Here is a 20560-nt window from a genome sequence, read left to right on the forward strand (position 1 = left end):
AATGACTACAGAAGAAGCAAAAGTAATCTTTCAAAAATCTTTGACTCATTTTCAAAAACATAATTATAGAACGAATTTATATCAAGTTGAAGCGGAACTAATTTCTGTTTGTTGTCTTACGATTATACAAGACAAGGCCATTCCACAAGCGAATGAATATGCCCTTGCATTCACGAATGCATGTAAGGAAATTTGTGATATCTATACACAACAACATGCAAACAAAGCCATTTGAAGCATTGAGAAGAATATTTTATGGGATGGTTTGTGGGATCAATTGAAAGAATATTTTTATGATAACCATGGATTAAAAATTGGTGAAGCTCCATTTAAATATTAATACCAATAAATTTAAATGGCACAGCCATAATCTTCTAACAAAAATTCGTGACGCAATATCCCAGCACTAGTTTTCAGTCTTAATGGGGATTTCATTGATGATTCATTTATATACTCTTTGAATCAAATCGAATCATTCTTTTGTTTTATATTTGTTGAACAACATAGATATACTAGATTATTTTCGCCTAAGTTCATTTTTATACTCATACACTCAACTATGCAAAAAACCCCTACGATTAAAAGACTTATACATTTTTCAATACTGATTTTATTGTCGAATGCGTGTTTTTTGTACTCGCCCAAACCAACAATAGATACTGAATTTTGGGGAGAATATGTTCCACTTAACCCTTACGCAGGTTTTATTCTAAATTACGATTCAAACGAGTATATAGAAAGTGCAATGAGTCCTTCTGTTTTATTGCGTGAAAATTATGTGAGACAAAGCCGTCCTTTATATTCTGTTGTAGCGTCATGTGTCGGCTATACGGTACATTATATAAGCAGTCCATTTAAAAACCTATTCGAATTAACACTCAAAAAAAGTATGTATGTTGGATATGTATTTCTAAATTTTACTATCCTATTACTCTCATTGTACTTTTTCGATAAGATTGTACGAATACTTACGGATGGCAATATTTCGTATACAACTACACTAATGCTATCTGTTTTTATTGCATCTAACTTTATGACCAAAGCATTTTTTTGGACGGCACATCAACAAATGTTTGCCTTCCTAATTCCCTTGTTCTGTATATATATATCCATCAAATGGCTTAAGGTTATGTCAACGAAAAATATATACCTGTACTTTTTTATGTTAGGTTTAGGTATGCTGATGTACGGAAGCTTTTTAATTTTATTTGTAAGCGCGCTCTTATATCTGTGCTACATCTTATATGATGACAAGAAATTAATGAGCAATCATACATTCGGCTTTCTTTTTATTAGCTGTATACTTTTCTTGCTACCTACGCTATTATGGATTTTATTTTTAAAATATAAAGGTATTGAATACTACAATCATGAGATTGTTCGATACAGGCAACTAGTATGGATCATAGATTCGTTATCTGTTTCTCCAACAAATTTCGCTACTGCTCTGTGTTTGAATTTAGTGGAGTTTATTTCTACGCTTACTATGATGTACATATTTATGGCATTCGTAGGTGTTACTATAATCTTCAGAAAAATCAAAGCGCAGCCTGCTTTTATATTTGATAGAAATACGAAATTGATTTTGCTACAGCTAGGTTGCTTTACGGTTTTCTTTATGCTGCTGGGTTATTATGCGGAACGACTCACCTTCACAATAATGCCAATATTGCTTTGCTTAAGTATTGCTCAAGCAGGTAGCCTATTGAATGCTAAAAAAGCACAAATCGCAATCTTTATTACGGTGTGTGTGTGGCATACTTATAACGTTTTTTCTTATGGGCCATTTTCGTGAAGATACGCTGAATTCCATCTATGGCATGTTACATAAGCTAGGACGTTATATTTTAACACCCATATATCGGTTTATTCGTAATTATCTTTAAATTACTATTCTAAAAGCTATAGCCATGCGATTTTCTATACCTGTTTCACTTTTGATTTTTACACTTGCTTTTTCTGCCACTGCACAGAATTTTCAGCCGTTTAAAAATAAGTATAAATACCAGTATACATATACTGGATACATAATGAACCAAATTAATACTGAGTTAATACATGGGATCGAAGTAGATAGTGCGGTTTTAATTGGTTCTGACTCTATTTTTTATTTTAATCAACTACAAGTAGAATATGCCCCTAGAAGCAATTTCTTTGGGGATTCATTGATCAAGAAAATAAATGGCGAATATCTTTTTCTCGGTTCAAATTATACTCAAACTGACACAGTAATTTTAAAAACACAAGAAATACTTGGTGCGCTGTGGACGTTCAAGCTCAACAATATTTTATATACTGTTCATTATAATAGCTACGAAGAAGAGCTTGTGCTAACAAATCAAATGGATTATGTGAAAACATTCTTAGTTGAAAATACTTCAGGCTTTAAGGATTCAATCAAAATTTCTGAAAAATTTGGCCTTGTATATTCATTTCCATTTTTCGATAATCTTTTTTTTGGCTCTAGCCATTTTAACCTAACGTATATTTTAAATACGAAGACTGGCATAAACAAACTTAATTTCTTTGATTATTTCAACTATGATATTGGAGACATTTTAATTTATCAACCGAACCTTACATATCCGAATCGGCCGCCTGTAGGTAATGATATATTTAAAGTTCTCACAAAAATAATTTCTTTAAACGGCGATACCGTTACTTATTTATTTAGCTTATGTCATATTGATGCTTTCGACGGAAGCATTTATTCTACCAATCAAACCCATTGTAAATTAATAGTTACAGAATGTTCAGTGAATGGGGACTTTCCTTACACGTACCCACTTACTTTTCCCCCAAACAAATATGGAGAGTATCTTACATTTGCTCCTAATATGAATAATAACCGGAGTTTGCTAATAGCGCCTCCTATGGTATTTGAGGCTCCAGTTTCATCATATTCATTTCAGATAGGCAGTGGATTGTCTTCTTATTCATTTTCTGGCAATTCGGGCTTTAATGATGGTATGCCTCTTCCATCTAAAGGTTATGCAAACATACGATACATTAAACAATCAATTTTAGATGATGATTGTAATGGCTTAGAATTAATTCTTGATACAAAAAACCTACAAACGTCTAGTGGGAAACTACTCGTTTCTCCGAATCCATTTGAAAATTCTATCTTACTTAATGCATCAAATTTAACTGTTGGAAATTGGAATCTTCGAATTGTATCTACTCTTGGCGTTGAAGTGCATACTTCCTCAATTGTAATTTCTTCTTCTAATCAACAGATAGACCTTTCTAATTTACCCGCACTTACGGCAGGCATTTATTTTCTAACTCTTGAAAATGAAGGTCAGGTGTATATTCAGAAGATTGTTAAAAATAATTATTAATAATCGTAAAATACAAACGTCGCCGAGGTTTTAAACCTCGGCGACGTTAAATAATGATTCTTTATTCCTACTTCAACTTCTCATTTAAATACCGCGCTGTATGTCCCTTCGTACATTTGAGCATTTGTTCTGGCGTGCCTTCAAAGATCACTTCTCCGCCGCCGTTGCCTCCTTCTGGACCTATGTCAATAATCCAATCGGCGCATTTAATCATTTCCATATTGTGCTCAATTACAATCACAGAATTTCCTTTATTAATCAAGGCCTGAATGGAATCCAATAATTTACGGATGTCATGAAAGTGCAAGCCTGTTGTTGGTTCATCAAACAAAAACAAAATATGGTCGTTTTTGTCTTCGGGTGATTTCCCTAAAAACGAAGCAAGTTTCACACGTTGTGCTTCTCCACCCGATAAGGAACTCGAAGATTGCCCCAGTTTCACATATCCCAAACCTACGTCAGATAAGGGTTGTAGCTTTTCAATTAATTTATTTTTGTCTTTAAAGAAGTCTAAACTTTCTTCAATCGTCATATCCAATACATCCGAAATACTTTTTTCGTTGTATTTGACTTCTAGTATTTCTTGTTTGAAACGTTTGCCATTACAGGCTTCGCAGATTAAATGTACGTCTGCCATGAATTGCATTTCAACCGTTACAATACCTTCACCTTGACACAATTCACATCTGCCACCATCTACATTGAATGAAAAATGGCCAGGCTTATATCCGCGGGATTTTGCTAAGCCTTGTTCTGCATATAAGGTTCGAATGATGTCGTAAGCTTTCACATACGTCACCGGATTGGAACGTGACGATTTGCCAATTGGATTTTGATCTACAAATTCAATTTGCGTTACCTCACGTATGTCTCCATCGATGCGGTCAAACTTACCCGTGAACTCCCCGGAAAAACCAAATATCTTTTGAAGCGAAGGGAATAATATTTTCTTAACTAACGTAGACTTCCCTGAACCACTTACGCCTGTAACAACAGTGAAGGTGTGTAGCGGGAATTTTACATCGATGTTTTTAAGATTGTTTTCGCGGGCGCCTTTTATCTCTATAAACGTATTCCACTTTCTGCGGTGCTTAGGTACTTCAATTGATGTGCGGCCTGTTAAATAATCGGTTGTGTACGATCCGCTGTGCGTTAACATATCATCAATTACACCTTGAAACATCAGCTCACCACCATGAATACCTGCATCTGGACCAATATCAATAATTTGATCCGCAGCACGCATCACTTCTTCTTCGTGCTCCACAACAATAACCGTGTTGCCCATGTCGCGCAACATCTTAAGCACTTCTACTAGCTTTCCTGTATCGCGCGGATGCAAACCAATACTTGGCTCATCCAATACATACATAGAACCTACCAGAGCACTACCTAAAGAAGTTGCTAACTTAATACGTTGAAACTCTCCACCCGAAAGCGATGCTGTTAAACGATTCAAGGTTAAATACCCCAAGCCTACTTTTTCTAAATAGGATAGTCTATTGATAATTTCTTTTAATAAACGCTCTGCAATCTTTGCTTCGTTCTTATGAAGTTTTACTGTGTTGAAAAACTTCACGGCATGATCAACAGACATCAATACAATATCTGTGATTGATTTCTCTGCCACTTTAACATAAGATGCATCTTTACGTAAACGCGTGCCTCTGCAGTCCGGACAAACGGTTCTGCCTCTAAAGCGGGAAAGCATTACGCGATATTGTATTTTATATGTTTGCGTTTCTAAATACGCAAAAAATGCCGTTAAGCCTTCAAAGTACTTATTGCCATCCCAAAGCAATTGCTTCTCTTCTGGACTTAAATCTTGTACAGCTCTATGAATGGGAAAGTCGAATTTAATTCCGTTTTTAATAAGTGGTTTCTGCCACTCATTCATTTTTTCTCCACGCCAAGCAGCAATCGCGCCTTCGTAAACAGACAAGGATTTATCTGGAATAACCAAATCTTCGTCGATGCCCATTACATGTCCAAAACCTTCGCAGGTTCTGCAGGCGCCATATGGATTGTTAAAACTGAAAAAATTTGCCGTTGGTTCTTCGAAAATAATTCCGTCTGCTTCAAAACGATCGCAGAAGTCTTCTGTTACTTTATCGGGTATAACAATTCTGCAATCTCCTTCGCCTTCTGCAAAGGCTGTTTGTACAGAGTCTGCCACACGGAACACCGCATCTTCTTCAACTTTGTTGACGGTATTTCGGTCAATTAAAATCCACGCTTCTGCTTTTGCAGGAATGGCTTTTGTTCCTTTTTCAAGCAGTTCTTCCATCAACACAACTTCCCCATTCAAATACAAACGGGTAAATCCTTTCTGCAACAGTACTTGTAACTCTTCGTGGGGTTTGCGATCGTGTTTTAATTTAAACGGAGCAAGTACCATGAACCGTGTTCCTTCCTCGTATTTAAAAATCCAATCAATAACATCTGTAACGGTATTCTTTTTTACTTCTACTCCACTAAGAGGCGAAATGGTATGCCCAACCCGCGCAAATAATAATTTTAGGTAATCATAAATCTCTGTTGTTGTACCAACCGTGGAACGTGGGTTGCGTGAATTTGCTTTTTGTTCAATGGCAATTGCGGGAGACACGCCTTTGATGTAATCTACTTCTGGCTTCTCCATACGACCCAAAAACTGACGCGCGTAAGAGCTTAAACTCTCTACGTACATACGTTGCCCTTCGGCAAACAAGGTGTCAAAAGCCAAAGAAGATTTTCCAGAACCCGACAAACCTGTAATGACGATTAATTTATTTCTTGGAATGGCAACATCTATGTTCTTGAGATTATGAACCCGCGCACCTTTAATGATGATAAAATTTCGTGGACTCAACGATTCTAAATCCACACTATATGTTTTTTTTTTCACAGCTACTTCTTTCATACATTCAATCTTGGTCATTCGGCAATACACCTCTTTTATAAGGAATACATACTGTTTAAAGTTCCACTTTTTTATTCAATAATCACAATTAAAAAGTACTTAGTACGCAGTATAAAGTATGGAGTACTAAAACAAAAATTTATCTTCTCTGGCGCCAGTCTTATCTATCCTAAACGCAGCTAATTGTTAAACACTGCTATTTCAACAATACAGTAAGTATGAACAGAAAGCGGACTTGTGTCAATCATTTCGCAGTCTTTGACTACATGGCTAAATACATTTTTTAAACAGAGCTAATGAATTAAGGCTTGTAATTTTTTTGAATAATATCGATACTATTTATCCCTCAATCATGTACCCAAGTTAATGACAATGAGCCATCTTTGTACTCCGTACTCTATACTCTGTACTTTCTCCTACTTCTTATAAAACAGCCACAAGGAAAAAAACATCAAGCCCATGGCAGAAATTTTCTTCCAACCAATTTTAATAGGTATCCCTGTAAATATGCCGAAATGATCGATTACGGCACTTGTGGTCAGTTGGGTTATGATTAACAACATCAATACATTACCAATGCCGATTTTAGGAACCATTATAATGATTGCCAAAACATAAAAGGCCCCTAAAATACCACCCGAAAGTTGCCATAACGGAACATCTTTCACCAACGTAATATTCCCTTTTCCAAAAAAGAGCATTGCAATTCCAATCGTTACCAAGCCAACAAAAAAAGACGTGAAAGATGCTTCCATTGTGCCAATCTGCTTTCCTAATGCCCCATTTACGCCTGCTTGAAAAGCAACGGCAATGCCTGCTAAGGCAAGTGTTATAAAGTATGTTGTGTTCATTTTCATGTGTTTTTGAAGAAAGTATAGAGTACAGAGTACGGAGTACTAAGACTTAAAAACAATGTTTTTGATGAATTTGTTTATTATGTGTGGTCTATGCTCTTTAATCCAAGTAATTTAAAATAACAATTCTATTTGTATGTCATGTTATTATCGTTTTCTCGCCATTGAACCACCCTAGACTGCTAATCATCCATCTTTGTACTATGTACTTTGTACTTTGTACGTTTTTTTCCAGTTACTTTTCCCTACCCCTACGTATATATCCTTGTAAATATCATTATTTACTCCTAATTTAGGATTATTATAGCCTTTACGTATAAACCACAAAATACTACCCTATGAGTTAGACCTCTACGTTAACTAAACATGTACGGATATGAAAATTTCAACTGTTTGTGATTCCGCATTGGTATCTCAATATATCCACGGTAACGAAGAGGCTTTTGCTGAACTCATAAAAAGGCACAAATCAAAAGTTTATTCCACTATTTATTTAATTGTCAAGGATCGCTACATAGCAGAAGATCTCTTGCAAGACGTTTTTATTAAGGTCATTCACAAGATGAAAGGCGGACAATATAACGAAGAGGGGAAATTTTTACCTTGGGTTGCTCGTATTGCGCACAATTTAGCCATCGATTATTTCAGACGTACTAAAAGATATCCGACCGTCGTTATGGATGAAGGAATGAATATTTTCGACACCCTGCACTTTTCTGAAGATTCGTATGAAACCACTCAGATTAAAGCAGAAAACGAAAATTTAATTCATTCGTTGATTCAAAAATTGCCTGAAAGTCAGCGTGAAGTAGTAATGATGAGACATTTCTCCGACATGAGTTTTCAGGAAATTGCTGATGCTACTGGTGTAAGTATTAACACCGCTTTGGGCAGAATGCGTTATGCATTGATCAATCTCCGCAAGGAGCTGACACCGCAACCAAAGACGCCTGTGTATGATAAAAACGTTTACCCAAAATGATGTTGTTCGATTTGTTTATGATGAAGTAGGTCCGATTGAACGGACTCAGTTTAAAAGTTTGTTATTAATTGATTCAGATTTTCACCAATTGTATACAAAATACAATAAAATGAAAATGCGATTAGACAAAACAACTCTTGAACCTTCAGAAAATGTCATAAACCGTATTTTAATGTATTCAAAATCCTTTTCTTTGCAACAGTAAATTACTGATATGCTACGCAAAGAACGTTTTGAAAGATTTCTTTCCTATTTCTCAACCCATTCACCCGAACCAGAAACAGAGCTCGTATATACAAATCCATACGAGCTCTTGGTGGCGGTGAGTTTGAGTGCGCAATGCACAGACAAACGGGTTAACCTCACAACTCCGGCTTTATTCAATCGTTTTCCCGATGCCTATGCTTTATCACAAGCAACGGTAGAAGAAGTATTTGGGTACATTCGAAGCATATCCTACCCCAACAACAAAGCCAAACATTTGGTTGGAATGGCACAATTACTCATCAACGATTATAAGGGAGAAATACCTGACACAGTTGAAGAGTTGATCAAACTTCCAGGCGTTGGCCGCAAAACAGCAAATGTAATTGCCAGTGTCATTTGGCATCAACCAACCATGGCGGTTGATACGCACGTATATAGGGTTTCAAGAAGAATTGGATTGGTGCCGCAAACGGCAACAACTCCATTAGCAGTTGAAAAACATCTGATGAAATACATTCCAACGGATCTTGTTTACAAATCACATCACTGGCTTATTTTACACGGTCGCTATACCTGTTTGGCACGCACACCAAAATGCGAAATTTGTCCGCTTACAGATATTTGTATGTATTACGCTAAAAAAATAAAGGCGGAGAAATAGTTTGTACTTATAGTGTTAGGTTAAAAAGGCACATGTATATTATCTATTATATATCCGCAGTACATCGTCTAGCAACTGGAAACTAGCGCCTAGCAACATTTCTTCGTGTTTGGGCAAAAACCAGCGTACACGAATTATTAAAACACAATCCAATAGTTTCACTGAAATGTGCTACTAGAGTTTCATTTTTTATTGTACCTTATCGCTGTATCTTATCCCTGTTATTTTGTGCGGCATTAATGTAATCATCGACAAAAAAGGGCATTTAACAGCTGACTCTATTCAAGCTATGAATGCTGCAACTCTTTATAGAGGACCAGACAATAGTGATTTCGTTTCCTTTCAATACAAAGGGCAGCACATCTTTATTGGCAACAATCGATTGGAAATTGTTGACCGTAATGTACACTCCAACCAACCTTTTCACTCTAAAGACAAACGCTATTCTTTAACGTTTAACGGGGCTATCTATAATTACAAAGAATTAAAACAACGAATATCGAACGATGAATGGCAAACAGAATCCGATACAGAGGTTTTACTTCATTGGATGATGGAAAAAGGTTTAGGAGGATTAACTGAATTGAATGGCATGTTTGCATTTGCGTTGTATGATCGACAAGAAAACAGCCTAGTTATTGCACGTGATCCAAGCGGAATTAAACCAGTGTACTACTATAACGACGATAATTATTTTATTGCTTCTTCAGAAATCAAGGGGATACTTGCTAGCGGTTTGGTTAAAAAAGAATTTAACAGCTCTCAAGTAAACCATTACTTACAATTCAAATACGCAGCAAAGCCATTTACCTTTTATAAAAATATTTTTGAATTGAATGAAGCATCATTCATTAAAATCGATGCGCATGATTTTAAAATAAAACGCTACGAAAGACCTGTAAATATAGCAGACAGCAGTCCCGTTAAAGACCAAACACTCATACATACATGTAATGATTTATTAACAAATTCTGTTTCAAGACAATTGGTGGCAGATGTTCCTGTGGGATTGTTTTTAAGTGGTGGAATTGATTCGACTTTATTGCTTTCAAAAATACATTCTTTAGGACATATCGGGTTTCCGACCTTTACCATTGCGAATGCTTTAAATGAAAAAGCCTACGGAACAAACGATGTTACCTTTGCGCGTTTGGCTGCAAAGAAATATCAATCCGATCATCATGAAATAAACGTGGACTCTAGTATGCTGCAACAACTTCCGGAGTTTGTAAAACTAATTGATCAACCTATTGGAGATTCGGCGATTTTCTTAACGCACGTCATTTCTGAAGAAGCGAAAAAACACATCAAGGTAGCACTTAACGGTGCTGGAGCAGATGAAATGTTTGCTGGCTACAACCGACACCAAGCTTATAATAGTTATCTCCATCATCTGTTGCACAAAAAGACGGCGATAAAATTGATAAAAGGAACCTACAATATTCTGCCCGATGGAGGGAATCATTCGCTCAAAAAAGTATTTCGTTTGTGGAACAAATTTACAGGATTATTAGATGTAGATCCCATTCAAACATGCATGAATTTTTCGTCTTCTGAATACTTTATTCAAAGAGATGATTCAACTCAAGAAGAGGCTGAAGACAAAAACTACGAAGATGTTTCATATTATCTAAATTTTTGTTTGCGCACCGATCGATCAAAATATTTAATTTCCGACATTCTTGCGCTTACGGATAAAATGACCATGCGTTCTTCTATTGAAGCGCGTGTACCTTATTTGGATCAAGAGGTTAAGCAATTTGTTGAAGGATTGAATCCATCGGTATTGTTGAAAAACGGAAGGAAGTGGATACTCAAAGAAGTATTAAAAATGAACGGGGGGGCAGCGTTTTTAAATCGTCCCAAAGAAGGTTTTGGTATGCCTTTTGGGCGTTGGATTAAGATGCCTCAAAATATAAATTTTGTGAAGCAATTGAGGAATAGTCTTCATCCAATTTATGAATGGGTTCCGTATGATACAGTTGGGAAACTTATAGACACACATCTGAACAATAGCAGAGATTGCTCTTCGGAGTTATGGTCTGTGTTGTTGCTTATGAATTGGTATGAAAAAGAATTTTAATGAAGATTTTATACATACATCAATACTTTAAAACGCCAGAAGAAGGCGGTGCTATTCGCTCCTGGCATATCGCTTCGGGTATGGTACAAGCGGGACATGAAGTGCATCTAATTACCTCTCACAACAAGCCCGAACAAATTACAAGACTCATTAATGGAATTACCGTAACGTATCTTCCAATCGCCTACGACAATGCCTTTGGTTTTTTTAAACGAACGATTTCATTTTTACGTTTTATTCTTTCTTCTTATTCGTGTGCAAAAAAAATTGGAGGTGTTGATTTGTGCTATGCTACCTCAACACCCATAACTGTTGGGTTTGTATCCTTGCTTCTAAAACGAAATAAGAACATTCCGTATATTTTTGAAGTGCGTGACTTATGGCCAGAAGCTCCGATACAAATGGGCGTCATTAAAAACAGCTTGCTCAAATATTTCTTGTTCAAACTTGAAAAAAATATTTACTCGCATGCAAAAAAAATTATCGCTTTGTCTCCGAGCATGAAAGACAGTATTGTCAAAATGTGTCCGGCTAAGGAAGTTGTTGTAATCCCAAATATGTCAGACTGTGCATTTTTTCAATACAAAGAAAAAAATGAGTCTTTAGAAAAAAAAATCGGCATTGATGGAAATTTTGTAGTTAGTTATATAGGAAGCGCAGGCCTTTCCAATAATCTTACCTACTTAGTTGACATCATAGATTATTGTAAAAAAATAAAAAATACGGATTTATTCTTTGTCATTCAAGCGGCTGGTTCTGAATTGAATTATATTCAAGATGAAATAAAAAAAATCAATTATCCCTTCGTTAAATTCATCCCTTACAGCAATAAGCAAGGTGTAAAAGAAGTGTTGAACATAAGCGATGCAGTTTACATATCATTCGATTCAAAACCTATATTGCAAACAAATAGCCCGAATAAATTTTTTGACGCACTTGCTGCAGGTCGTATGGTGATTGTAAATACAGAAGGTTGGCTAAAAGATATTATTGAGAAAGAAGGGCTTGGGTTTTATGCAAATCCTAAAATTCCCCAAGATTTCATAGACAAGATTCAACCGTATATAAACGACAAAACTCGCCTGCATGCTTCTCAGAACAATGCCAGACGAGTTGCTGAAGATTATTTTTCAACCGATATATTGGTTGCGAAAGTTATAGAGACAATTTGCTGATTTATTTTTTTGGTTTTAATGGTGGCTTATAACCCGATTCCTTGAATATTTTTCCGGCATCCTTTTGATCCATTAATTCTTGCAGAGTAACTTCTGGGTGTGTGATCATGTACTTGCGTACAATTTGCCAGCCCAACCATCTTCCAATGCGTCCCGGACAATCGTTACTTATTTCATTTACAAATGGACCTTCGCCTGTATATTGCTCTACGATTTTACGGCTTGATTCAAATAAAATTTTACGATCGATAAAATGTCCCCAAATAACAGGAAGATTCGCATCAATCGATTTTAATTCTTTTGAACTGTACCCTATATTTAAAGAATCTTCCAAATCAGGCATCACGCGTTCAACAAAATAATGCGCCTTCCCATAATAAATCATTTCCGCCAATAGTGTTTCGTCTGAGGGGTTATTCTTATTAAATTTTGTTGATATACCTAAAGCGATCATGGGCAATAAATACGGCTTATCGTAGCGGCCCAACATATATTCATATAAGTTTGGTTTGTACGAAGATTTAGGGCCTAAATACCAATCCAAACACACTACAATTGCTGAGTCAGAGAAAGAAATGTCTGGCTCCATTAAACCAGAGTAAATGGTATAAATTTTGGGTTCCTTAAAATCAGTGATATAGTATTCCATTAATTGAAAAGCCGATGCTAAGCCACTTTTAAATTGCTTCATATCGCCCCATGTTGAGTCTACTTCCTTGCCAAAGTTTCTCAAGCCTGGATTGTTATAATAACCAAACATGTGATCAACATCTGCAGCCATGGGCTTTTTAGCAACACCTCTAAGATATTGTTTAAAAAATGGAGGGTTCGCTACCAAAATTCGCTCCATCTCTTCCTTAGTTTGCATGGCCAATAATTGTTTGTCCAACCGAATAACGTCCGCAGCAACAACTACCTCTTCTGCCTCTTCAGGCTTTATAACTTGTTTCTCAATTACATTTGATTCCGACTTTTGATCTTTGCAAGAAAAAAGTGCCGCTGTAAATAGTATCGCTATCCAAAATTTCATATTTTTAAAGATATATTAATTTTAATATACATAACGACAAATTTATGAAAAAAATATCGCTTCTTTTTTTATCTAGCTTTTTAACTGTAGCAAGTTTTGCTCAAGTAACCATTGGCTTGCGTGCTTCATCGGTTGTATGTATGGATCGAGTAAAAGATTTGAACAATGCAGATGGTTATGAATTTAAAAATAATAGTTCAGGTATTCGTTTTGCAGTAGGCCCAACGTTTGATTTTGCAATAAGCGACAATTATGCCTTTTCTACAGGTGCGTGGTATTTAAGTAGAAGATCTGGATTGTCTATTAACAGCCCTTCTGGAGTCACAAATCCAGCCACAAATCCATTTAGCCTCTACCAAGGTTCGGTTGACCAAAAGGATATTGTAAGTCTTCAATCCGTCCAAATTCCAATAACATTTAAAGTGTATACAAATGAAATTACAACCAATGTAAAGTTGTATTTTCAATTAGGCGCATTAGCAACCATAAATTTTTATGAAAAATTTAAAAGTCAAAATTCTAGTTTAGTTGGTGATTATCAAAACAAATACAATGCATTTGATGTGTCTGCCTACATGGCGGCAGGCGTTAATTACCAGATTGGTGAATCGAATGCTTTGTTTGCTGGATTGTATTATAGCAGAGGTCTAACAAACGTTTTGAATAGTAGAACTTCTAATACAACTAATGAAAAATTTAATAAGTCTGCAAAATACAATATGGATTTAATTGGTTTAGAAGTAGGTATAAACTTTTAAAATACGTTATTATTAATAAAAAAATCCCTTTCCGATAATTATCAGAAAGGGATTTTTTTATTAATACGATATTAAAGAATTATTTTTCTGAAGTAACGTATTCTTCGTTTCTATAATCCTCAAGTGTTGCTTCACTTTCCATATCAATATTTTGAGAACCTTCATCTAAGAATTTAAACTCTGTTAAACCCAGAGATGAATCTGTTCGCAATTTCACATAACGGAAATACTTTAAGAACCATTTTGTTCTCTTAGATATAAAGCCCGCTGTAAAATATGCATAAATATATGGATGCAATACCAAGGTTATGTTTTTCTCATTTTGCTTGGTAATGATGTAATCCAACTTGTGTTCTATTTGATCGGTTACTGCAATACTTGCACTGATTTTGCCTGTGCCATTACAGCTAGGACAAACTTCTAGCGTAATTAAATTTGTTTGAGGACGTACACGTTCTCTCGTAATTTGCATCAAGCCAAATTTTGTTAATGGAAGAATCACGTTTTTAGAACGATCGTCTTTCATTTCCAATTTCATGCGTTCGTATATTACTTTGCGGTTATCGAGATTTTTCATATCGATAAAATCCACAACAATAATACCGCCCATATCTCTAAGTCTTAATTGACGTGCTATTTCACGACAAGATTCTAGATTGGTGTGTAATGCTGTTTCTTCTTGGCTGGTTTCAGTATTTGATTTGTTACCACTGTTCACATCAATAACATGTAATGCTTCTGTGTGTTCAATAATCAAATATCCACCGCCCGTTAAACTAACGGATTTTCCGAATAAGGTTTTCAGTTGTTTTTCTACACCCGTAGCTTCAAACATTTTTGTTTTGCCTTGGTGTAATTTAACTAAGCGTTCCTTATCAGGAGCAATGTTTTTAATGTACGAACGGAGATCGTCATACAACTCTTTTGTATCTACATTGATGCTGTCAAAACTCTCGTTCAACATATCTCTTAAGATGGAAGAGGTGCGATCCAATTCGCCAATAATTAAGTCTCTAGGTCTTGCTTTCTTAAGAACAGCAATACCATCTTCCCACGTTTTTACTAAATTTCGAAGATCCTTATCAAGTTCCGCAACCTCTTTATTCGACGCTACTGTGCGTATGATTACGCCGAAGTTTTCTGGACGAATAGAAGAAATTAAGCGTACCAAACGTTGGCGCTCTTCTTTATCTGTAATTTTTTTGGAGACAGAAACTACATTAGAAAAAGGTACTAAAACTAAATAACGACCTGCAAGAGAAATCTCGCATGAAAGTCTAGGCCCCTTTGTAGATATAGGTTCTTTAACAACCTGAACTAAAATTTGGGTTCCTTTATCTAGTACCTGAATTACTTTACCATCTTTTTTTATTTCCGGTTCTAACTCAAACTTTTTGAGTAGCGCCGGGGTGGATGCTGAGGTAATTGCATTTTTTGTAAACTTGCTCAGGGATTTAATCTTCGGACCAAGGTCAAAATAATGCAAAAAAGCATCCTTCTCATACCCAACATCTATGAAAGCTGCATTCAGTCCAGGTACGACTTTGCGTACTGTACCTAAATAGATATCACCAACATTAAATTTACGGGCATGATCCTCAAATTGGTATTCAACAAGCCTCTTATCGTGGATTAGGGCAATGCGATCTCCATTTTGAGACGAACTTATAAATAATTCGTTGCTCACGCTTCTATTTAAATGTAAAAGGTTCTAAAATAGAAATTAGCTGGAATCTGAAAGAAACCAGCTATTTCAAAACTTATTAAGAAAGAAGGGACTACTTCTTCTTATGTCTATTTTTTCTTAGACGTTTTTTTCTTTTGTGTGTAGCGATCTTATGTCGTTTTCTTTTTTTACCGCAAGGCATAATTGTAATCGTTTAAATGTATAATATTATTGATTAGATTCTTTTAAATAGCTATCAACGATTGCTTGAAACTCAGGGTCTTTATCCAACCCTTTTGCTTTTTCAAAGTATTGTTTCGCCTTCTTTTTATTTCCCAATTCTTGATAACTTAAACCTAAGTAAAACGTTCCAGACGCATGTTCTGGATTCACTTCAGTCAAAGTTTTAAAGCGCTCTGCTGCTTTCGCATATTGGCCAGATTGCATAGACAAATATCCCAAATTAAATAAAGCCGTTTGATTTGTCGGATCTTCTTTAATTACATCTCTCAAAAGAGTGACGCCTTCCATTGGGTTAGACGTGGTAACATACGTCATTGCCAATTTGGATTTTGTATCTAAATCTGCTGCATTTAACTCAAGCGCTTTTTTATAAAAGCCTCTTGATTTATCCATGTAAGCAGATTTTTCATTTACTGAAACTAAATCTGATGCTTGCATGAATGCATCGCCTGCAGAAACTAAATTTTTCTCGGTTGGCTGCAATACTGCAATTTCCCCTGAATATTTAGCAACACTATCATATTGGTGGAATTTTGTATAAAACACCAAAATTGAGTCTGCAAAGATACGCTTTTTTTCGTTATTCGAAATGGAATAATAATTCTTTGTTAAATCTTGTATTCTTTTTTGATCGGCATCAGACGCTTTATGCGTGTGCTTCTCAGCCATCATTTTGCCAATCTCAGATAACGAGTCCGATTTAGCAACAGGTGTTTCTGTGCCAGACACCTCATCTTTTTCATTGTGAACCAAGAACTTAGGAAGGCTAAATACAAGTCCAATACCTACTACAGCTATTAAAGCTACAATGATTTGTTTCTTTTGCATGATTAAAGAAGAATAGAAAGAGCCTGCATGTACATACAGGCTCAACTCATTTTATTTCATCAAATAATGCTGATACTAGTCAACTTCTTCGTCAGCAGCAATAAGTTTCTCTGCCATAACTTTTACTTTCTTGCTAGATTTGATTTTCTCAACGAAAACCTTAGCAGGCTTAAAGCTTGGAATGTAGTGCTCATCTATGATGATTGCTGTGTTTTTAGAAATGTTACGTGCTACTTTGCGTGCGCGTTTTTTGTTGATAAAACTACCGAAACCTCTTACGTAGATGTTGTTTCCTTCAGACATAGAGTCCTTGACAACCTTAAAGAATGCTTCTACTGTTGTTGTTACATCAGCTTTGTCAATTCCTGTCTTTTCTGCGATTTCGTTAATTACGTCTGCCTTCGTCATTACTCTATATTTATTAATTATATGATACTTAATTAGTTCAAAAATAGCTTACAAATTTAGGCTACTATTTCGTGAATAAAAAATATATTTACTTAATTAATCCTACATAATTTTGTGTAACATAAGTGGTTAAGCACTTCGTCCCCATGCAAGATCCTACAATGATACAAAAAAAATTCCATAAAGAACTGATTCGATGGTATTTAAAAAATAAAAGAGAACTCCCTTGGCGAGAAACAACGGACCCATATCCAATATGGCTCTCGGAAATAATTTTACAACAGACTCGCGTTCAGCAAGGAATGCCTTATTATTTTGCCTTTTTAACGCAATTTCCCTCTGTTTTCGACCTTGCAAATGCGAGTGAAAAAGATGTTTTATCTCTTTGGCAAGGCCTAGGATATTATTCAAGAGCCCGAAATTTACATAAAACTGCCCAGCAAATTGTAACTGAATTTAATGGCGTTTTCCCGGATTCTTATGTTGGATTGTTGACTTTAAAAGGCGTAGGGCCCTATACTGCAGCAGCAATAGCTTCCTTTGCCTATAAAGAAAAAGTATCTGTTGTGGATGGAAACGTCTACCGCGTATTAACCCGAGTCTTTGGTATTTATGAGGATATAACCTTAAATACAACAAAGAAACAGATAGCCGAATTAGCTCAAAGCCTTATACCCACTAAAGATCCAGACATTTACAATCAGGCAATCATGGAGTTTGGTGCGATGCATTGTACCCCTGCTGATCCCAATTGTGAAAATTGTCCATTTTCAGGGATTTGCGTAGCATATAGTGCGGGCGACCAAAAAATATTGCCACTTAAAGCAAAGGCAAAGGCGAAACAAAATAGATTCTTTAATTATTTTATCATTCGTAATGGCGATGTGGTTTTAATGAAAGAACGTGGTGCAAACGATATTTGGCAAGGTTTGTATGAATTTTGGTTGCACGAAACAGAGCGTATCGTGAGCTTAGACGAACTGCTGCTCGACCAAATAAGACTTACAGAAAAGCATCTGCGTGCGGAATACGGACCATATAAACACATTTTAAGTCACCAAATCTTACATGCATCCTTTTATGCATTTGATGTTCCTAAAATAATATTCAACGCCATAAAAAAGCAATATTCGATGCAAGAAATTAACATAAGTGAAATAACGCAAACCCCAAAGCCTGTTTTGATTACTAAGTGTTTGAGGGCTCATAAATTTTAAGTATCTTTATTATTAATTAATAAATTTTTCAATACAGCTAAAAACAAAAAACTCCCATGGCAGGAATTAACAAAGTAATTTTAGTAGGGCATCTTGGTAAAGATCCTGAAGTACGTGCAGTAGGCACAGATCGTAAAGTTGCAAACTTTTCTTTGGCAACTACAGAATCTTACAAAAACAAAAACGGCGAACGTGTTGACCAGACTGAATGGCACAACATTGTATTTTGGGGGCCAATTGTAGATGTAATTGAACGTTATCTTAAAAAAGGAAGTCAAATCTATGTTGAAGGCAAAATTCGTTCGCGTTCATACGATGATAAAGATGGCATTAAAAGATACGCAACGGATATCGTTGGTGATACTATGACAATGTTAGGAGGAAAACCTAATTCAGAAAATTCTGGAGGGTCGTCTACATCAAACGCATCATCGTCAAGTCCATCTAGTCCAGCAATGGAAAGCGCTGGATCATTTGAGCCGCAAACTAGTGGTGCAGACGATTTACCATTCTAATTTTCACAAAAAATTGTTAATGGAACGATCATCTGATCCTTACCCCATACCTACATACAGTATAGTTGCTGCTTATAACACTCCTATACTATATGCTTAAACAATTGTAAAGTCTGTTGTAAGTAATTTACTTATGACAGACTTTTTTTATTTTAAAACAAACTAATCAATTAACGTTTTATGTCCGAAGGGAATAAACAGAATAAAAAGTCGAGCAATTCATTTTCAAAATGGCTGCGTAAATCAATTGGTATTCCAGAGATTACCGACAGCCAACGCGAGTATATTGAAAAACTAGAGCACGAGTTAGAGTCAACCAAAGGGAAACTTAGCACGCGCGAAGAAAAAGAAATGCTTCGAGGATTGGTGAAATTTGGCAATATCATGGTGAAGCAAATTATGTGCCCACGTATGGATATGGCTGCTGTTGATATTGCATTAACATATCAAGAATTACAACAATATATTAGTACCTGCGGCTTCTCAAGAATTCCTGTATACAAAGAATCTGGTGATAAGATTGAAGGTGTTTTAAATATTAAAGACTTATTTCCGTTTTATAACAAAGACAAAGACTTTCACTGGCAACAATTGATTCGCACAGTAGAATTTATCCCTGAAACAAAACTGATAGAAGAGCTCTTGCGCGAGTTCCAATTGAAACACTTACATATGGCCATTGTTGTGGATGAATATGGTGGTACCGCTGGCTTAATTACAATGGAAGATGTGATTGAGGAAATTGTTGGAGACATACACGATGAGTATGATGATGATATCAAACAATTTGCAAAATTGAGTGATACCAGTTATTTAGTAGAAGGTAAAATGTCTTTGGTAGATTTCTACAAAGCGCTCGAATTAGATCGCGATGTTTTCGCTGAAGTGAAAGGTGAAAGCGAAACCTTAGGTGGCCTATTACTAAACATCAACTCTGACATGCCAAAACTTGGCGATGAGATTACGTATGCGGATTACATTTTTAAAATTGATGCAGTAACAAATAAGCGCATCTTGCGCGTTAAAGTAACCGTTCCTGAAAATGAACATAACAAATAAAACATTTCTTCTTTTATCTTTTGCTGCCTCAATGTTGCTCTTGTCTTCTTGTAATGAAGAAACAACATTTCAACCCAAGCCAAAAGGATATAACAAAATAGATCTACCTGCACACACGTACGATACGCTTAAAGGCGACTATCCATACACCTTTGAATATGCGCACACAGCTATTATTGCGCCCGATACAAGCAAAACAGCAGAACCTTATTGGCTTGATATTTACTACCCAGAATATAAAGCAAATATTCAAATCACCTATAAAAACCCGAAGGGCAATGCAAAATTGCTTGATGAATACATACGGGATTCCCATACCTTAGCAAATAAGCATAATGTAAAAGCATACGCCATCGACGAACTGATTATTTCAAACCCAAATGGCTACGCTGTTAAGGTATTCGAATTAGCAGGTGATGTGCCTAGTCAAATACAATTTCACGTGAGTGATTCAACAAATCATTTCCTACGTGGTGCCGTATATTTTAGAACGTCTACTAAAAATGATTCGCTTGCGCCAGTCATTCGTTATATGAAAGAAGATGTACTACATCTAATTGAAACACTTAAGTTTAAATAATAAAACTAAATTCCAAATAACAAAAAACAAATTCCAAACTACTGAAAT

Annotated in this window: 19 protein-coding genes; 13 read left to right on the forward strand and 6 right to left on the reverse strand. The window is 35.8% G+C overall.

Going from position 1 to position 20560, the window contains the following annotated elements; translation table 11 throughout:
- The first annotated feature begins 1 nt into the window (after position 1).
- The 3 genes from Q0543_RS11840 (at position 2) to Q0543_RS11850 (ending at position 3344) form a co-directional block, all read left to right on the forward strand.
- The gene (locus Q0543_RS11840) at positions 2 to 235 is read left to right on the forward strand and encodes a hypothetical protein (RefSeq protein WP_299253151.1); all 234 of its coding nucleotides are present in this window, start codon (positions 2 to 4) and stop codon (positions 233 to 235) included.
- A gap of 324 nt (positions 236 to 559) precedes the next feature.
- Complete coding sequence (locus Q0543_RS11845; RefSeq protein ID WP_299253153.1) at positions 560 to 1795, forward strand: hypothetical protein; 1236 nt, start codon at positions 560 to 562, stop codon at positions 1793 to 1795.
- A gap of 235 nt (positions 1796 to 2030) precedes the next feature.
- Positions 2031 to 3344: a T9SS type A sorting domain-containing protein gene (locus Q0543_RS11850; RefSeq protein WP_299253155.1), complete on the forward strand. Its 1314-nt coding sequence runs from the start codon at positions 2031 to 2033 to the stop codon at positions 3342 to 3344.
- Positions 3345 to 3411: 67 nt separating this feature from the next.
- Here the strand turns inward: Q0543_RS11850 and uvrA are convergent, their stop codons facing one another.
- Both uvrA and Q0543_RS11860 read right to left on the reverse strand, forming a co-directional pair.
- On the reverse strand, positions 3412 to 6246 hold the full coding sequence (gene uvrA, locus Q0543_RS11855; protein WP_299253158.1) for an excinuclease ABC subunit UvrA: 2835 nt from the start codon (positions 6244 to 6246) through the stop codon (positions 3412 to 3414).
- A 416-nt stretch (positions 6247 to 6662) separates the two neighbouring features.
- Entirely contained in the window at positions 6663 to 7097 is a 435-nt protein-coding gene (locus tag Q0543_RS11860) for a DMT family transporter (RefSeq protein ID WP_299253160.1), read from the reverse strand.
- Between the two features lie 379 nt (positions 7098 to 7476).
- Between Q0543_RS11860 and Q0543_RS11865 the strand changes: the two genes are divergently transcribed.
- The 5 genes from Q0543_RS11865 (at position 7477) to Q0543_RS11885 (ending at position 12208) form a co-directional block, all read left to right on the forward strand.
- Entirely contained in the window at positions 7477 to 8082 is a 606-nt protein-coding gene (locus Q0543_RS11865; RefSeq protein ID WP_299253163.1) for a sigma-70 family RNA polymerase sigma factor, read from the forward strand.
- Positions 8057 to 8287: a hypothetical protein gene (locus Q0543_RS11870; protein WP_299253166.1), complete on the forward strand. Its 231-nt coding sequence runs from the start codon at positions 8057 to 8059 to the stop codon at positions 8285 to 8287. The genes Q0543_RS11865 and Q0543_RS11870 overlap by 26 nt, the downstream gene beginning before the upstream one ends.
- 9 nt (positions 8288 to 8296) lie before the next feature.
- Positions 8297 to 8950, forward strand: a complete 654-nt coding sequence (gene nth, locus Q0543_RS11875; RefSeq protein WP_299253169.1) for an endonuclease III — start codon at positions 8297 to 8299, stop codon at positions 8948 to 8950.
- A gap of 226 nt (positions 8951 to 9176) precedes the next feature.
- On the forward strand, positions 9177 to 11033 hold the full coding sequence (asnB, locus tag Q0543_RS11880; protein WP_299253172.1) for an asparagine synthase (glutamine-hydrolyzing): 1857 nt from the start codon (positions 9177 to 9179) through the stop codon (positions 11031 to 11033).
- Positions 11033 to 12208 (forward strand): glycosyltransferase family 4 protein, encoded by a 1176-nt coding sequence (locus Q0543_RS11885; RefSeq protein ID WP_299253175.1) that lies wholly within the window; start codon positions 11033 to 11035, stop codon positions 12206 to 12208. Before asnB ends, Q0543_RS11885 begins: the two co-directional genes overlap by 1 nt.
- Position 12209: 1 nt before the next feature.
- On the opposite strand, the gene gldB is transcribed toward Q0543_RS11885, so the two are convergent.
- Positions 12210 to 13238, reverse strand: coding sequence for a gliding motility lipoprotein GldB (gldB, locus tag Q0543_RS11890; protein ID WP_299253178.1), 1029 nt, complete (start codon positions 13236 to 13238; stop codon positions 12210 to 12212).
- Positions 13239 to 13282: 44 nt separating this feature from the next.
- Here gldB and Q0543_RS11895 point away from each other — a divergent pair, with 44 nt between their 5' ends.
- Positions 13283 to 13996, forward strand: a complete 714-nt coding sequence (locus tag Q0543_RS11895) for a porin family protein (RefSeq protein ID WP_299253181.1) — start codon at positions 13283 to 13285, stop codon at positions 13994 to 13996.
- Positions 13997 to 14075: 79 nt separating this feature from the next.
- On the opposite strand, the gene Q0543_RS11900 is transcribed toward Q0543_RS11895, so the two are convergent.
- The 3 genes from Q0543_RS11900 to Q0543_RS11910 all read right to left on the reverse strand — a co-directional run bounded on the left by Q0543_RS11900 (position 14076) and on the right by Q0543_RS11910 (position 17141).
- Complete coding sequence (locus Q0543_RS11900) at positions 14076 to 15683, reverse strand: Rne/Rng family ribonuclease (RefSeq protein WP_299253186.1); 1608 nt, start codon at positions 15681 to 15683, stop codon at positions 14076 to 14078.
- A gap of 207 nt (positions 15684 to 15890) precedes the next feature.
- Positions 15891 to 16733 (reverse strand): tetratricopeptide repeat protein, encoded by an 843-nt coding sequence (locus Q0543_RS11905; protein ID WP_299253189.1) that lies wholly within the window; start codon positions 16731 to 16733, stop codon positions 15891 to 15893.
- A gap of 75 nt (positions 16734 to 16808) precedes the next feature.
- Positions 16809 to 17141: an HU family DNA-binding protein gene (locus Q0543_RS11910; RefSeq protein ID WP_299253191.1), complete on the reverse strand. Its 333-nt coding sequence runs from the start codon at positions 17139 to 17141 to the stop codon at positions 16809 to 16811.
- A gap of 161 nt (positions 17142 to 17302) precedes the next feature.
- On the opposite strand from Q0543_RS11910, the gene mutY reads away from it, so the two are divergent.
- The 4 genes from mutY (at position 17303) to gldD (ending at position 20512) form a co-directional block, all read left to right on the forward strand.
- The gene (gene mutY / locus Q0543_RS11915) at positions 17303 to 18358 is read left to right on the forward strand and encodes an A/G-specific adenine glycosylase (protein WP_299253194.1); all 1056 of its coding nucleotides are present in this window, start codon (positions 17303 to 17305) and stop codon (positions 18356 to 18358) included.
- Positions 18359 to 18414: 56 nt separating this feature from the next.
- On the forward strand, positions 18415 to 18873 hold the full coding sequence (gene ssb / locus Q0543_RS11920; RefSeq protein ID WP_299253197.1) for a single-stranded DNA-binding protein: 459 nt from the start codon (positions 18415 to 18417) through the stop codon (positions 18871 to 18873).
- Positions 18874 to 19053: 180 nt separating this feature from the next.
- Complete coding sequence (locus tag Q0543_RS11925; protein WP_299253200.1) at positions 19054 to 19932, forward strand: transporter associated domain-containing protein; 879 nt, start codon at positions 19054 to 19056, stop codon at positions 19930 to 19932.
- Positions 19916 to 20512: a gliding motility lipoprotein GldD gene (gene gldD / locus Q0543_RS11930; protein WP_299253203.1), complete on the forward strand. Its 597-nt coding sequence runs from the start codon at positions 19916 to 19918 to the stop codon at positions 20510 to 20512. The genes Q0543_RS11925 and gldD overlap by 17 nt, the downstream gene beginning before the upstream one ends.
- Positions 20513 to 20560 lie beyond the last annotated feature (48 nt).

It is taken from the genome of uncultured Cytophaga sp. (assembly GCF_937863595.1).
Taxonomy (GTDB): Bacteria; Bacteroidota; Bacteroidia; order Cytophagales; family Cytophagaceae; genus Cytophaga.